This is a genomic window from Devosia albogilva, assembly GCF_042685625.1.
Lineage (GTDB): Bacteria > Pseudomonadota > Alphaproteobacteria > Rhizobiales > Devosiaceae > Devosia > Devosia albogilva.
In genome coordinates this window covers 80,215-94,409 of record NZ_JBHUNP010000001.1, presented here as the reverse complement: position 1 = coordinate 94,409, position 14,195 = coordinate 80,215, and the positions used below count along the sequence as shown (strand labels likewise).

Annotated in this window: 16 protein-coding genes and 1 pseudogene; 5 read left to right on the top strand and 12 right to left on the bottom strand. The window is 64.1% G+C overall.

All coding sequences use genetic code 11. The features are described 5' to 3' along the window. The 4 genes from ehuC to ACFSX5_RS00475 form a co-directional block, all read right to left on the bottom strand. On the bottom strand, positions 1 to 672 hold the full coding sequence (gene ehuC / locus ACFSX5_RS00490; RefSeq protein WP_386830747.1) for an ectoine/hydroxyectoine ABC transporter permease subunit EhuC: 672 nt from the start codon (positions 670 to 672) through the stop codon (positions 1 to 3). A gap of 79 nt (positions 673 to 751) precedes the next feature. After that, entirely contained in the window at positions 752 to 1,615 is an 864-nt protein-coding gene (gene ehuB, locus ACFSX5_RS00485) for an ectoine/hydroxyectoine ABC transporter substrate-binding protein EhuB (RefSeq protein WP_386830745.1), read from the bottom strand. A 203-nt stretch (positions 1,616 to 1,818) separates the two neighbouring features. Then, complete coding sequence (gene thpD, locus ACFSX5_RS00480) at positions 1,819 to 2,748, bottom strand: ectoine hydroxylase (protein ID WP_386830743.1); 930 nt, start codon at positions 2,746 to 2,748, stop codon at positions 1,819 to 1,821. Positions 2,749 to 2,808: 60 nt separating this feature from the next. Continuing rightward, positions 2,809 to 3,291, bottom strand: a complete 483-nt coding sequence (locus ACFSX5_RS00475) for a GNAT family N-acetyltransferase (RefSeq protein WP_386830741.1) — start codon at positions 3,289 to 3,291, stop codon at positions 2,809 to 2,811. A 364-nt stretch (positions 3,292 to 3,655) separates the two neighbouring features. Here ACFSX5_RS00475 and ACFSX5_RS00470 point away from each other — a divergent pair, with 364 nt between their 5' ends. Next, positions 3,656 to 4,141: a MarR family winged helix-turn-helix transcriptional regulator gene (locus tag ACFSX5_RS00470; RefSeq protein WP_386830740.1), complete on the top strand. Its 486-nt coding sequence runs from the start codon at positions 3,656 to 3,658 to the stop codon at positions 4,139 to 4,141. A 51-nt stretch (positions 4,142 to 4,192) separates the two neighbouring features. On the opposite strand, the gene ACFSX5_RS00465 is transcribed toward ACFSX5_RS00470, so the two are convergent. Further along, complete coding sequence (locus ACFSX5_RS00465) at positions 4,193 to 6,832, bottom strand: TRAP transporter permease (protein WP_386830738.1); 2,640 nt, start codon at positions 6,830 to 6,832, stop codon at positions 4,193 to 4,195. A 57-nt stretch (positions 6,833 to 6,889) separates the two neighbouring features. Beyond that, on the bottom strand, positions 6,890 to 7,855 hold the full coding sequence (locus ACFSX5_RS00460; RefSeq protein ID WP_386830736.1) for a TAXI family TRAP transporter solute-binding subunit: 966 nt from the start codon (positions 7,853 to 7,855) through the stop codon (positions 6,890 to 6,892). A gap of 183 nt (positions 7,856 to 8,038) precedes the next feature. On the opposite strand from ACFSX5_RS00460, the gene ACFSX5_RS00455 reads away from it, so the two are divergent. Then, positions 8,039 to 9,244, top strand: a complete 1,206-nt coding sequence (locus ACFSX5_RS00455) for a D-amino acid dehydrogenase (protein WP_386830735.1) — start codon at positions 8,039 to 8,041, stop codon at positions 9,242 to 9,244. Between the two features lie 18 nt (positions 9,245 to 9,262). On the opposite strand, the gene ACFSX5_RS00450 is transcribed toward ACFSX5_RS00455, so the two are convergent. The 4 genes from ACFSX5_RS00450 to ACFSX5_RS00435 are packed head-to-tail and all read right to left on the bottom strand — an operon-like array spanning position 9,263 to position 10,913. Further along, positions 9,263 to 9,976 (bottom strand): LrgB family protein, encoded by a 714-nt coding sequence (locus ACFSX5_RS00450; RefSeq protein ID WP_386830733.1) that lies wholly within the window; start codon positions 9,974 to 9,976, stop codon positions 9,263 to 9,265. Further along, positions 9,973 to 10,380 (bottom strand): CidA/LrgA family protein, encoded by a 408-nt coding sequence (locus tag ACFSX5_RS00445; protein ID WP_386830731.1) that lies wholly within the window; start codon positions 10,378 to 10,380, stop codon positions 9,973 to 9,975. Before ACFSX5_RS00445 ends, ACFSX5_RS00450 begins: the two co-directional genes overlap by 4 nt. Positions 10,381 to 10,398: 18 nt before the next feature. Next, entirely contained in the window at positions 10,399 to 10,650 is a 252-nt protein-coding gene (locus tag ACFSX5_RS00440; RefSeq protein ID WP_386830729.1) for an amidohydrolase family protein, read from the bottom strand. Further along, positions 10,620 to 10,913 carry a hypothetical protein gene (locus ACFSX5_RS00435; RefSeq protein ID WP_386830727.1) on the bottom strand — a complete coding sequence of 98 codons (294 nt, stop codon included), beginning with the start codon at positions 10,911 to 10,913 and terminating at the stop codon, positions 10,620 to 10,622. Before ACFSX5_RS00435 ends, ACFSX5_RS00440 begins: the two co-directional genes overlap by 31 nt. A gap of 295 nt (positions 10,914 to 11,208) precedes the next feature. On the opposite strand from ACFSX5_RS00435, the pseudogene ACFSX5_RS00430 reads away from it, so the two are divergent. From ACFSX5_RS00430 to ACFSX5_RS00420, 3 genes and pseudogenes are all read left to right on the top strand, one after another. Beyond that, positions 11,209 to 11,838: pseudogene (locus ACFSX5_RS00430) on the top strand (aldo/keto reductase); the annotation flags it as partial. An 11-nt stretch (positions 11,839 to 11,849) separates the two neighbouring features. Further along, positions 11,850 to 12,161 carry a hypothetical protein gene (locus tag ACFSX5_RS00425; RefSeq protein WP_386830726.1) on the top strand — a complete coding sequence of 104 codons (312 nt, stop codon included), beginning with the start codon at positions 11,850 to 11,852 and terminating at the stop codon, positions 12,159 to 12,161. Between the two features lie 21 nt (positions 12,162 to 12,182). After that, entirely contained in the window at positions 12,183 to 13,019 is an 837-nt protein-coding gene (locus tag ACFSX5_RS00420; protein ID WP_386830724.1) for a hypothetical protein, read from the top strand. Positions 13,020 to 13,156: 137 nt separating this feature from the next. Here ACFSX5_RS00420 and ACFSX5_RS00415 read toward each other — a convergent pair whose 3' ends face one another. Next, positions 13,157 to 13,630: a YbaN family protein gene (locus tag ACFSX5_RS00415; protein ID WP_386830722.1), complete on the bottom strand. Its 474-nt coding sequence runs from the start codon at positions 13,628 to 13,630 to the stop codon at positions 13,157 to 13,159. Next, the gene (locus ACFSX5_RS00410) at positions 13,627 to 14,004 is read right to left on the bottom strand and encodes a hypothetical protein (protein WP_386830720.1); all 378 of its coding nucleotides are present in this window, start codon (positions 14,002 to 14,004) and stop codon (positions 13,627 to 13,629) included. Before ACFSX5_RS00410 ends, ACFSX5_RS00415 begins: the two co-directional genes overlap by 4 nt. Positions 14,005 to 14,195: the final 191 nt, after the last annotated feature.

Below are 14,195 nucleotides of genomic sequence, written 5' to 3'. Positions count from 1 at the left end.
TCAGCTCCTCACCGCGCGCCAGCGGCCGACATAGGCTTCAAGGGCACGCATGAGCGCGGTCAGCACCAGAGCCATGCCGAAATAGGTGAGCAGCAGCATCGAATAGATGGTGGTGCTGTCCTGGGTGAAATTGCGGATCTGCTCGGCGCGGAAGGTGAGATCGCCGAGACTGATCAGCGAAACCAGCGCAGTATCCTTGAGGTTCTGCACGGCCAGGTTGCCGAAGGACGGCATCATTTCGGGCACAGCCTGTGGAATGGTGATGTTCCACAGGGCCTGGCGGGGCGTGAAGTTCAGGGCACGCGCGGCTTCGTACTGGTCCTTGTGCACCGCTTGGATGGCGCCGCGCACGACCTCCGCGCCGTAGGCGCCGATGTTGAGGCCGAGGGCGAGAACGCCGGCGAGCACCGGCGGCAGCCGCAGGTCCAGCCCGATCGCCATGCCCGCGATGGGCAGTGCGAAATACAGCCAGAACAGTTGCACCAGCAGGGATGTGCCGCGGAACACCTCAATATAGGCAACCGAGATGGATTTGATGGCGATGTTGGAGGAGAGTTTGCCGAGGCCGAAGGCGAAGGCGAGGATCGCACCCAGTATGGTCGAATAGGCGGTCAACTGTATGGTAACCCAGGCCCCCTCCATCAGGGCCGGGAAATACTCAGTCCAATGCATGACAGTGTCTCTTGCAAGGGTGGAACGCATTTCGGGCGGGCGCCGGAGCGCCCGCCCAAATCCGCGCCTTGGGAGCCGATTACTCTGCGGCGCAGAGCTCTTCGGTCGTGCGGGCGGTCGAACCGTCGATATCGGCCTGGGTGAAGCCGTAGCTCGACAGCGTCTCGCTCCATTCGTCGGTCTGCTTGTAGTCGGCCAGCGCCTGGTTGACCGCGTCACGCAGTTCTTCATTGCCGCTGGCGAAGGTGAAGCCACCCCAGCTGCGCACTTCCTCACCATCGATCACCGGATCGGTGAAGTCGCCGGCGACTTCCACATCGTCGCTCTGGTCGGCCAGGCCGCTCGCGGTGAGGCTGGTTGCCGCGTAAGCGTCGGCTCGGCCGGTCGACACGGTGGAGATCGCGTCGGCATTGGCGGCGATGGTCACGAGATTGCCCTCGGGCACGCCCAGCTTCTGCATCATCTCGAGCTGGTCGGCGCCGGCCATGATCGCCACCTTGAGTTCGGTGTTCTCGGCGAAGTCCGAATAGGCGTGGATGTCCTTGGGATTGCCGGCGGCGACGAGCAGGCCTTCACCATAGGAGGTGTTGGGCTCCGAAAAGAGCACCTGCTGGCAGCGGTCGGGGAGGATGGCCATCTCGGCAGCGACCATGTCGAAGCGATCGGCGCGCAGGCCCGGGATCAGCGACGAGAAATTGGTGGTGACCCACTCGATGTTCTCGACGCCGAGTTCTTCCATGATGGCTTTCGCCACGTCGGGGCCAGCTCCCATGGCTTCGCCGTTCGGGTCGACATAGCCGTAGGGGATCTCGTTGGCGACGGCGATGCGGATCGAGCCCGATTCCTGGATCTCGGCCAGGGTCGCGGCGGTGACGGCGGTGGACGCCAGCGCTGCCGTGGTGATGGCGGCCAGCGCTGCAACTGCGGTCTTTCGGATAGTCATGTGTGTACTCCTGAATTGTGGTCTTCGGGCGGTGAAACCGGCTGGAGCCCATCCAATCAGCCGGAAAAGGAGGACGCGCGTCGCGTGGGAGCGCGCGGCGGTAAAGGGGTTTTCGTGGGGAAGTGGCCGTCTTGCGTGCCGCTTCGGGCAGCCGCCGGCCTCTCTGTGAGGTTGTTCGGGTCTCGATGTCGGCTCGAGCGACATCACACGAGCTTGCCGCCTTCGATCGAGATCGGACCTTGGGGATTGCGCGAACTCAGGAAGGCCGGACGTGGGGCCTTGGCGGCGAAGGGGGCGACCACCCGGTTGGACCAGGCATTGTAGACAAAAAAGGCGTTTGAGCGCGGGAAGGGCGTGATGTTGCCGTTCGAGCCGTGCAGCGTGTTGCAGTCGAACAGGATCACGGTGCCCGCCCTGCCGGCCGCGTAGTCGATCCCGAACGTCTCCGCCATGCGGGTCAGGCTGTCATGCGACGGGACGCCGATTTCCTGCTTCTTGAGCGAGGTCTTGTGGTTGTCGTCCGGCGTTTCGCCGGCACAGGCCACGAAGGTCTTGTGCGAGCCGGGCATCAGCATCAGCGGACCGTTGAGCGCATCGTTGTCGGTCAGCAGCACCGAGGCCGAGATGGCGCGCATGCGTGGCATGCCATCCTCGGCGTGCCAGGTCTCGAAGTCGGAGTGCCAGTAGAACTCCTTGCCGGTGAAGCCCGGTTTGTAGTTCAGGCGGGACTGGTGGAGGTACACCTCGTCGTCGAGCAGGTAGCTGACGCGACCGGCGATGCGCTTGTCGCGTGCCAGGCGATCGAACAGGGTACTCTGCTCATCGAGGCGGAACACCGTCCGCACCTCGTCAGAGCCCGGCTCGGTGATGACGTTCTCCGCGGCGAGTTGGGTTTCGCCCGACCGCATACGCGCCGACTCCGCTTGCAGCGCGGCCACTTCAGTGGCCGAGAACACACCCTTCAGGATCAGAAACCCGTCCTTGTCGAACTGATGTGTCTCTGCTCGCGTCAGCGGCGCTTCGGGGGTCCATTTGCCCCAAACGACCGGGTCCTTGCGCTCCTGCCACTGCTCCTCGGGCAGGCGGGTGGGGTAGTCATCCTGGCTGGAGATGTCGATTGCGGACTGTGTCATGGTTTTTCCGTCTTTTCTGTTTGCTGCGCGAGACGCTGGAGCGTCTTCGAAGACCGGGGGTCAGGCGGAGCCGGCGAGTTCGAGGATGATCCGCCGGTCGAATGGACCGATGCTGACGCTATATTCGGTGAGCCCGCTCGACTGCTGGCGACGGTCGAACGGCTCGATCTGGCGCATCTGCGCCTTGAGGCGCCGTGCGATCGAGGTGAACAGGTCCCAGGACGGCTCATCGTCATGGCGGATGGTGCACTGGAGGGTGGTCACCCGGTCACAGGCCGGGCGCGACAGCACATCCACAACAAGCCGGCTGCCAAGGTGGTCGCCCTGCGCGTCATCGCTGACGCAAACCTGCCAAAGGAACAGGGTGTCCGTTTGCTCGGGCAAGACATAGCCGGTGGCCCACCCGAGGACTTCTCCCCCCCGCTCGGCGACCGCACTGGTGCCGGCAAAGTGGGTCGCCTGCAGCCGGATGGAGCGGGGCGAATGCTCCTCGAGCAGCGGCATGGACCTGGTCAGCGACCAGATCTGATCGTTGTCGGCCACACATGGCCTGCGAATGGTCGCAGGATGTGTGACCGCAGCATGCCGACGCAGCGCGCCGGCATCGTGCATCACTGAGGTGCCATAAATCATCCTGCCGATAGTTAGCTGCACGGAACTAAATATCAAGGCGAAATCTGCCTAAGTTCGGTCGCATTATGCGGCGCAGTCGCGCTAGTGGGCTGTATCTAAATGGTTCTCGTCGCTCGTGTATGGGCGTAATATGTTTGTCCACAGGGGTGCATGCAGACGCGCGGAGCGTCCAATCGTTAGCTCCGGTGAATCAAATCGTTAGCCCAATGCGATCTCTGTTGGGTTCTGCCAAGCGTCGCGCTAGAAGTGCTCGGATTATCGCCAGAGTAGTGCCGTGGAAGACCGAACCAAGTTGGCCTTGACCGCGATGCGCAAGATCCTGCGCACGACGGAACTGAACTCAAAGCAGTTGATGCGTGAAACGGGGCTGACCCCCTCACAACTCGTTTTCATGCAGTTGCTCGATGCGGAGGGCGAGCGGACGGCAGGATATGTCGCCGGGCGCATGGGCATCACCCAAGCCACCACGACGGCGCTGCTGCAGAAGCTGGAAATAGCCGGGATGATCCAGCGCCGGCGCGGAGACAAGGACCGCCGCCAGGTGCTGCTATCGTTGACGGAGGCCGGACGGAAGGTGCTCGACGTCGCTCCGGACGGCGTTCATGCCCAGTTTCTCGCCCAGTTCTCCGCCCTCAAGGATTGGGAGCAGCAGATGCTGGTTGCCGCGCTCGAGCGGGTTGCGGACATGCTCGACAACAGCCAGGAGGATGCTGCCGCCGTTTTCGACCACGTGGTGGAACTCTCGAGCGACGAGCGCTGACAGCCAGATGTTCGCGGCATTGCCCGCCGCGAACGAAGAGGCGTACTCGTGTCAGGCCGCAGCGGGGCGCCTGGGCATGCCAGGCTGATCCCAACTGCGCCGACGCCATTGCAGGGCCGCGATGATGCCGATCAGCAGGAAGGCCGGCAGATAGAGCAGTTCCTGCGGCGGCCGCTGGGTGTTCGGCAACAGCACGCGGGTGACGGTCTGTCCGGCCTCGAGGCCAAGGCGCTCGGCCTGGCTGCGGAAGCGGACGTTGACCACCTGGGTCTGGCCGGCGAAGCTGGTGACCTGGATGCCGGCATTCGTCAGCCGCTCGACGCCCTCACCGCTCTCGCCCAGGGGAAGTCTCATCACGCGGGTATAGTCATTGCCGCCGAGGTCGACGCCTGCGACTTCCACCCGCAGGAAGGTGCCGGGCCCGGCGTCCTCGGCGATCTGCACGATGTTCTCTGCCGGCGCGTCCATGGTCGCCGGCACGAGGCGATCCATGAACATGCCCGGCAGGAACAGCATGGCGCAGGCCAGCAGCAGGGCGGCAGTCTCGTAGAGGCGGCTGCGGGTGATGAAGATCTGCTGGGTGACGGAGACAAAGACCAGCATGCCAGCCAGGGCACTGGTCACTACCAGGACGAACTTCAGCCAGTTGTCGACACCAATCAACAGGAGCTGATGGTTGAAGATGAAGATCAGTGGCAGGATCGCCGTGCGCATCTCGTAAGTGAAGGCCTGGACGCCGGTCTTGACCGGGTCAGCACGCGAGATCGCCGAGGCGGCGAATGATGCCAGCCCCACGGGCGGCGTCACGTCGGCCATCAGACCGAAATAGAAGACGTAAAGGTGCACGGCCACCAGTGCGACGGCGACGTCGTTGAGGGTCGCGACGTCGACGATGACGGGCGCGATCAGGGTCGCCACCACGACATAGTTTGCCGTGGTCGGCATGCCGAGCCCAAGGACCATGCAAATTACTGCGGTCATCAGCAGCATGATGATCAGATTGCCGCCCGAGAGGGTGATGACGATCTCGGTGAGTGCCAGACCGATTCCGGTCAGCGCCACGGTGCCGACCACGATGCCGGCTGCGGCGGTGGCGATGGCGATGCCGATCATGTTGCGCGAGCCGGTCACAAGCCCGTCGAGTAGGTCCGAAAAGCCGGCCCGGAACTCGGACCATATGTGCCGGCCGCCCCGGAAAAGGGCAATGAGCGGCCGTTGCGTGATCACCAGGAACATCAGCGCACAGGTGCCGTAGAAGGCCGAAAGCCCCGGCGAGAGCTCTTCCACCATCAGGCACCAGACGAGGATGAAGACCGGCATCAGATAGTGGACGCCGGCGGGTGCCACCTCGAGCGTGTCGGGCAGCTTCACCTCGGTGGCGTTGGGATCGTCCACCTCAAGATCCGGATAGCGAGCGCGGAAGGCGACGGAGCCGACATAGATCGCCAACGCCCCGATGCCAACGGCCCAGCTTGCGGCGGAGCCGAACAGTGTGCGCGTCCAGCCCAGGCCATAATAGACCAGCCCGCAGAAGAGCACGAAGGCAGCGGCGGTCATGCCGAACAGCGCCAGGCTCATCAGCCGTGACCGGCTCCGCTCGCGCGGCAGGCCTTTGAGGTTGGCCTTTCGCGCTTCGATGTCGACCAGGTAGAAGAGCGAGATGTAGGTGAGAAGCGCCGGAATGATCGCGTGCCGCACCACCTCGGAATAGGGAATGCCGACATATTCGGCGATCAGGAAGGCCGCGGCGCCCATCACCGGCGGCATCAACTGGCCGTTGACGGAGGCCGACACTTCCACCGCACCGGCCTTGACCGGATCGTAGCCGACCCGCTTCATCAGGGGGATGGTGAAGGTGCCGGTGGTCACCACATTGGCGACCGACGAGCCGGAGATGAGACCCGTCGCACCGGAGCCCAGGACCGCAGCCTTGGCCGGGCCGCCGCGCAGGTGACCGAGCAGCGCGAAGGCGACCTTGATAAAGTAGTTGCCGGCTCCGGCTTTCTCGAGCAGCGAGCCGAACAGCACGAACAGGAAGACGAAGGCGGTGGAAACGCCAAGCGCGACGCCGAAAACGCCTTCGCTGGTCAGCCAGTACTGGGTGGCCATGCGGCTGATCGAAGCGCCGCGATGGGCGAACAGGTCCGGCATGTAGGGGCCGAAATAGGCATAGGCGAGGAACAGCAGGCAGACGATGGGCAGGGCGATCCCGATGGAGCGGCGCGCCGCCTCGAGCAACAGCACGACGCCCAGTATGCCGACGACCAGATCAGTCGTGGTGGGGAGGCCCGGGCGCGCGGACAATTCACTCTGGAAGACGAAGAGGTAGGCCGAGCATCCGGCCGCGATCAGCCCGATGATCCAGTCCAGCCACGGCACGTGGTCGCGCGGTGATTTGCGGGTGGCCGGGAACGCAGCAAAGACCAGAAAGATGGCGAAGGCCAGGTGGATGGCCCGGGCCTCGGTGGCGTTGAACACCCCGATCCGCAACTGGAAGGGCAGGGGCGAGGCGTACCAGAGTTGGAAGAGAGCCCAGAGCAGCGGGACCACGAACAGCACGGTCCGGGCGGCGCGGCTGCGCGGCTGCCGGCCGCCGGTGTCAGCTTCGGCGACGAGCCGTTCGAGTTCGGCCCGGTCGTGTACCTCCGGCTCGACCGAAGCCGGGCCGACAACGCCATTGTCTTTGCTCATCACCAACTCGCTGCAGCAGAAAAGGCGGCGGCCCGGAGGCCGCCGTCCGAGGCTTTCTTACTCGATCCAGCCGCGCTCGCGGTAGTAGCGCTCGGCACCGGGGTGCAGCGGAGCCGACAGGCCGTCGACGACCATGTTCTCCTCGCTCAGATTGGCGAGGGCCGGGTGCAGGCTCTTGAAGGTATCGAAGTTCTCGAACACCGAGCTCACCAGCGCATAAACCGCGTCGTCCGGAGTGCTGGTCGAGGCAGCGAGAGCTGCAAGCACGCCGAAGGTCTGCACGTCTTCTTCGTTGTTGGCATAGGTGCCGCCGGGGATGGTGGCCTCGGCATAGTAGGGGTTTTCTTCGATCAGCTGATCGATCGCATCACCGGTGATCGGCACCAGCTGCGCTTCGCAGGTGGTGGTCGGGTCGGCGATGTTGGCCGAGGGGTGACCCACACCGTAGATGAAGGCGTCGATCTGGTTGTCGCAGAGCGCCGGGCCGTGCTCGTCCGGGCGGAGCTCGGAAGCAAGGCTCAGATCGGAGCGGGACATGCCCATGGCCTCGAGGATGATATCCATCGAGGTCTGAGTGCCCGAACCCGGCGCGCCGATGTTGACGCGCTTGCCAGCGAGATCGGCAAATTCCTCGATGCCGGCATCGGCGCGGGCCACGAGGGTGAACGGCTCGGGATGGAGCGAGAACACGGCGCGCATGTCGCCCCAGGGACCGGCATCGGCGAAGTCCTGCTCACCTTCGACGGCGTAGTACATGACGTCCGACTGGGTGACGCCGAAATCAAGCTCGCCCTGCTTGATGGCGTTCAGATTGTAGACGGAAGCTGCCGTGGATTCGACCGAACAGCGGAAGCCGTGCTCGTCGCGTGTCTGGTTCATCAGGCGGCAGATGGCACCGCCCGCGGCATAGTAGACGCCGGTGACGCCGCCCGTTCCGATGGTGATGAATTGCTGCTGTGCCTGTGCAGCTCCCGTGCCGGCGAGGAGCGTAGCAGTGGCCAGGGTGAGTAGCGTGCGTTTCATATATTCGCTTCCGTCTTCTTGCAGTCGTCCGGAAGTGGCCGACTTTCGTAGCTGCGGCCGAAGCCGCAACCGAGAAAGCGGCATTAAGGCAAGCTTTACACCGAGGGGCAAGCATCAGATTGGCAGAATGCCATTTCTGGCTCATAAGGTGCGGCGCGAAATTTTGCTCAAGAGCGAACGGGAATGAAGATCATCGTCATTGGTGCCGGCGTCGTCGGCTTGGCCACCGCGTGGCGGTTGTCCCTTGCGGGCCATGAGGTCACCGTCGTCGACAGCGCTGCATCCGCCGGCGCCGGGACAAGTTTCGCCAATGGTGCCCAGCTCAGCTACTCCTATGTGGCGCCGCTGGCCGATCCTTCCGTCTGGGGGCAGTTGCCGAAGCTGCTGACCGACCCGGATTCGCCGGTCCAGTTCCGGCCCGGCGCCGATCTGTTCCAATATCGCTGGCTGCTGCAGTTCCTGGCTGCGTGCAATCAGCGGCAAGCTCATGCCACCATCGATCGGCTGGGCATGATCGCGGATCTCAGCAAGCATATCCTGCATGACAGCGAGGAGCTGCGAACCGCGGATTTCTGCTGGACAAGGACGGGCAAGCTCGTCGTCTACAGCAGCGAGAAGAGTTTCGCCTCCGCGCGGCAGCATGCCGAATACCAGGCGCAGGGCGGTGTCGACAAACGCGCTGTCGGCCGGGAAGAATGTCTCGCGATCGAGCCCGCCCTGGCGTCCATCGGCCACCGGATCGTGGGCGGACTGTTCTCCCCGGGCGACGAAGCCGGCGACGCCCTGATGTTGTGTCGGGAGTTCGAGCGGTTGCTGAGCCAGGCTGAAAGGCCAGCAACCTTCCTCTATGACACCACGGTCACCAGGCTCGTGCGTGAGAAGGGCGTGCTGCGCGGCCTCGACACCAGTCGCGGGCATCTGGAGGCAGATCTCTATGTTCTGGCCGCCGGTGTCCAGGCGCGCGCGCTGGGGCGTACTGCCGGTCTCGACCTGCCGATCTACCCCATCAAGGGCTACAGCCTCTCGGTTCCGGTTGCCGCGCCGGCAGCGGCGCCGACGGTCAGCATCACCGATGCCATGCGAAAAGTCGTTCTCGCCCGCCTGGGCGAGACGCTGCGCATCGCGGGTGCCGCCGACCTCGTGGGCGAGAATCTCTCCATCGACACTCGCCGCGTGGGCAAACTGCTGGCCGATGCACGTTCGGACTTTCCCGATGCTGCCGACTGGTCAAACCCGGTCTTGTGGTCCGGGCTGCGCCCGGCGACCCCGACAGGGCAGCCGATGATCGGCGAAAGCGGCGTCGAGCGTCTGCTTCTTAATGTCGGACACGGCGCCCTCGGATTCACGCTGGCCTTGGGATCGGCCGAGCTCCTGGCTCGCGAGATCTGAGGCGCGAAACGGCTGCGTTCAGCCGAGCATCACCAAGCCGGCTATCAGAACTGCGGTGAAGGCGCCATTCAGCGCCATGGCGATGCCGGAGAATGCGCCCGCGGTGTCGCTGACCTGCAGAGCCCTCGCGGTACCAATGCCATGGGATGCAACGCCCACGGCGAAGCCGCGCGCAGCATAATTCTGAATGCCGAGCGCATTCATCAGAGGGGTAACGATCACAGCTCCGGTGATGCCCGTAAGGATGACGAGCACAGCGGCGAGCGAAGGGATGCCGCCAAGGCCCTTCGCCAGTTCCATGGCGATGGGTGCGCTGACCGACTTCGGCGCGATGGACGCGAGCACATCTGCCGGGGCGCCAAACAGGGCGACAATGGCAAGAGCGCTGCCCATCGCCGTCAGCGAGCCCGCGACCAGCGCCACCGCTATCGGCAGCAGCGCCCGCTTCACCGCATGGAGGTTGCGGAAGAGTGGGATGGCCAGTGAGACCGTGGCAGGCCCCAGCAGGAAATGCACGAACTGCGCGCCTTCGAAGTAGACCGGATAGGAGGTGTCGCTGAGGAGCAGCAGAGGAATGATCAGGGCTGCTGTCAGCAGCACGCTGTTGGCGAAGGGCGGGTTACCTATGGCTTCCGCGATACGCAGAGACAGTATGTAGGCGGCCAGGGTGATCCCGAGCCAGGTGAGGGGTGACGCGGCAAGATAGATCCAGATGTCGCCGAGCGCGGTCATCTGCGCCCCCTCGTCAACCATTTCTCGGTGGCGATGAAGGCTCCCACAGTGACGAGCAGGGTCAGGATGGTAGACCCGAGAACGGCCAGGAGCAGTGGGCCACCCCAATCCCGTATCAAGCCGCCATACTGCATGATGCCGACTGCTGACGGGACGAAGAGTAGCGACAGAATGCCGAGCAAGCCGTCGGCCGTGGCAATGACCGGCCGCGCCCGCTCACCGATCATGGTCAGCAACCACAGCAGCAGCAACATGCCAGCCACGGGACCGGGGAAAATCATCGATGGGGTGACCAGGCGCAGCAACTGCACCAAGGCTTCGCCCGCGAGTTGGCAAAGCACCAGCAACGCGAAACCGGCCACCCCATCAGCCGGTTTCAGGGGCTTCGCCGTCAGATCAGCCATTCGGGGCAAGTCTGCTTCTCAGAGTGTCCGATCGAGACCATTCTTCACGACCCGTCCATTGGCCATGATCAGCGGCATGTGGGCGCCATCGTCCTGCAGCAGGGTGATGTCTTCGAGCGGGTTGCCATCGACCACGAGCAGGTCGGCATAGGCATTCTCTGCAATCGTGCCGGCCAAGCCCTCCAGCCGGCAGAGACGGGCGCCGATCGTGGTGGCGGAGCGGATGATCTCGGCCGGGCTCAACACCTTGGCGAGAAGCTCGAATTCCATGCAGTGGTATTTGCGGACTCGCCGAGGAGGTCCGAGCCGAAGGCCATCGGCAAGCCGGCATCGCGCATGATTTCCAGAGAGCGCAGGCCGCCGCTGCGGACGGTCTCGATCTTGGAAAACTCGGCAGCCCCAAGGCCGAGTGCCTCGCCTTCGAGCGCAAGTGCATCGTAGGCCACCAGCGTCGGCACGGCGATGCAGCCCTGTTCGGCAGCGAGCCTGGCGGTCTCGGGTTCGATGAGATTGCAATGCTCGAGCGAGTGCACACCGAGCTCGACGCAGCGGCGGATGGCCTTGTCGGTATAGACATGGGCGGAGACGTATAGGCATTGTCGGCCTCCTCCACCATGGCTGCGATCTCTTCGCGCGAATACTGGATGGAGTGGATCGGGTCATTGGGCGAGGACACACCGCCATTGGCCATGACCTTGATGAAGTTCGCGCCCTCCTTGATCATGGTACGGCAGGCAGCGCGAACGTTGTCGACGCCGTCGACGATGAGGCCCATCGTACCCAGCCGGTCCGACATGATGCCCGGGCGGTCGTCGGTCCGCTTCCTGCCTCAACACCGACTATATCGACCTCTATCAGTTGCACCGGTTCGATTACGACACCCCGCTCGAAGAGACGCTGGACGCGCTCAACGATGTCGTGCGCGCCGGCAAGGTGCGCTATCTCGGTGCCTCCTCCATGCATGCCTGGCAGTTCATGAAGGCCCTGGGGCTGCAGCGAGCCCATGGCTGGGCACCGTTCGTGTCGATGCAGCCGCACTACAACCTCATCTATCGGGAGGAAGAGCGCGAAATGCTTCCGCTTTGCCGCTCCGAGGGCATTGGCGTCATTCCATGGAGTCCGCTGGCGCGCGGACGCCTGGCGGGCCGCACCGATGCCGGAACCACCCGCGCCCAGACCGACAAGACCGCTTCGGCTCTCTATGATCGCACCAAGGACGCCGATGAGGCCGTCATTGCCGCCGTTCGGGCGGTCGCCGAGCGCCATGGCCGCTCGCCGGCGCAGATTGCCTATGCGTGGGTGGCGAGCCGCCCCGGCATCACTGCGCCGATCGTCGGCATTTCCAAGCTGCACCAGTTCGACGACGCCGTTGCCGCCCTCGAGGTCAGGCTGACCGACGAGGATGTGGAGCAGCTCGAGGCTCCATACGAGCCCAAGCGCGTCGCCGGGCACGTTTAGGGACAAGAGAGATGAACATCGGCAAGGAACTCGCTGAACTCACCGCCGGCATCGATGCGCTCTACCGCAGGACGCCGCGCTCGGACGGTTTCCTGGACAAAGAAGGTCTCATTCCCGTCGCCATGGCAGAGGTGTCCCCGCTGCCGTTGCGCGACTACGTCGACGCACGCGAGAAGCTGCAGGCGCTAGCTGCGCGGCTGCCGGCGGAAGCCGAAAGCCCGCTGCGCGCGGACTATGTGGGCGAGATGATCGACTCGCTCCTGGCGCTGCTCGACACATTCGAGGGCAGGCCGATCAGCTTCGACGATCGCGTTGCCCGTTAGATTCGCGTGCCGCAGACGTTGGTGCCCACCGATGAACTTGAGGGCTACCGCACCACCATCCGCGAAAAGCTCGATGAACTAGGTTACACCGGCGGCAGTCTGATCGAGGACTTCGAGCGCTGGGAAGCCCAGGCTCGTGTGCCGGTGGATCAGGTTCTGTCCGTGCTCAGCGACCTGATTTCCGAGGCACGCGATCGGGTGACCGCCTCCATGTATCCCTTCTCCCACGAAGGCATGGAGCCCGAGGGCGTGTCGGCGGTGCCGTTCTCCGCCTACTGCGACTATCCCACCCGCAAGGTGCTGCTCAATCTGGACTTCCCCTATACGCGGTTCTCGCTGAAGCATCTGGCGACGCACGAAGTGTTTCCCGGGCACCTCGTACACATGAACATCCGCGAAAAGGCCGTAGCCGCCGGCACCATGCCGCTCGATGGGGCACAGGTGGTGACGAGTTCAGCCAGTTCCGCCCTGTTCGAAGGCATTGCCGACAACGGCATGTTCTTCCTCGACTGGGTGAATGGACCGGAAGACGAACTCGGGGTGGCGCTCCAGCGGCTGCGCAGCGCCATGCGCTGCAACGCCGCCTGGATGATGCATGCGCAGGGCATGACACTGGACGAAATCGTGCCCGTGGTGGCGGAGACCGCCCTGCAGGATCCGGTGACGGCGCGCTCCCGGCTCGCCTTCCTCAATCACGATCTGCGAGCACCGTTCGTCTACGCCTACTACGGCGGTGACATGGCGGTGCACGCGGTGTGGAAGACCGTGGCTCCAGAGGAGCGCAAGGCATTCTTCGACTACATCTACGGCAACATGCATACGCCGAACACGCTGGCCAAATACTGGAAGCCGGCCTAGGCGCGGTTATGTCAGGTCGGCGCGACGTGGCGCCGATACCTTGTGGACCCTGAACTGAGGACTCGGCAGCATCTGCCGCCGAGTTCGGGACCTCCAGCGTCTTGCCTCAAGCCTCGATGTGGGCATCACGCAGATGCTTAGTCCTTAGCGAGCGACTCACGAAAACAGCACGCCGCCGTTGATGTCGTAGCAGGCGCCGGTGATGTAGGCGGCGTCGGCGGAAGCGAGGAAGGCGACGAGGGCTGCGTAGGGCGAGAGAGGATGAAGACTGCGCAGGCCGCCAACGTGGCACCGACAATCACCGGAAGAACTGGGTGAGGGCTGCCGGCGATCAGCAGCGCTGCGAAGCTGCAGGACATTGCGATGATGGCCACGATCTTGGCCTGCAGGGGTATGGCGCGGGAATCGCGCCACGCCCGTACTGGTTGTCCGAGAGCTGGGTGATTGACCAGCCAGTGCTCAAATCGGGGGGAAGACCGGGAGAAACAGGCTGCTGCGGCGATGAAGAATGGCGTCGTGGGTAGAACGGGCAGGACGATTCCCGCTCCGCCGAGCGCAAGGAGAAATAAGCCTGCTGTTGTGAGCAGCGGGCCTCGGACCGTCCCTATCATGCATCTTCCCCGTCTAGCAGCCGCAACGCCTCTGCCCCGAGTCGTGCATGGTGGGCGATGTCGTCGAACAGGCTGGCGAATTCCGCGAACACGCTGCGGTCGGCCTCGTGGAAGCTAATGTCCTCCAGTTCTGCGAGCAGGCCCACAAGCGCGGCAATGGCGGCGCGGTGCTGCCGCGAGGACATCAGGTGACATCGCGTTACGCGCTGCTGTTCCATTTCCGCAAACCGACCGAGGGCCTCGTTGACGCGTTGGCGGCAGTCACAGTCAACTGCCACCGAGCCGATGATAGAGCGAATGCGGCCTACCAGTGCCTCGGCATCAGAGGCAGTTCCGGAAGGCTCATGATGGAGTAGGATGCGGGTCCTGATCATGCGTCGCTCCGAGCCATTCTGCCCCCTTAGGTTGTCCGGGGTGGTAAGCGCACCCTAGAGACTGCCGCCGCAGGGAACCTTGACACAGCGCAAAGACGGGACAGCGCATGCCGGCCTTCGCGCTGCGCAGGCCCATGGCAGTGCATGTCGTCTACGGGTCAAGAGTATAGCTCGAGACCTCGGGTCATGTG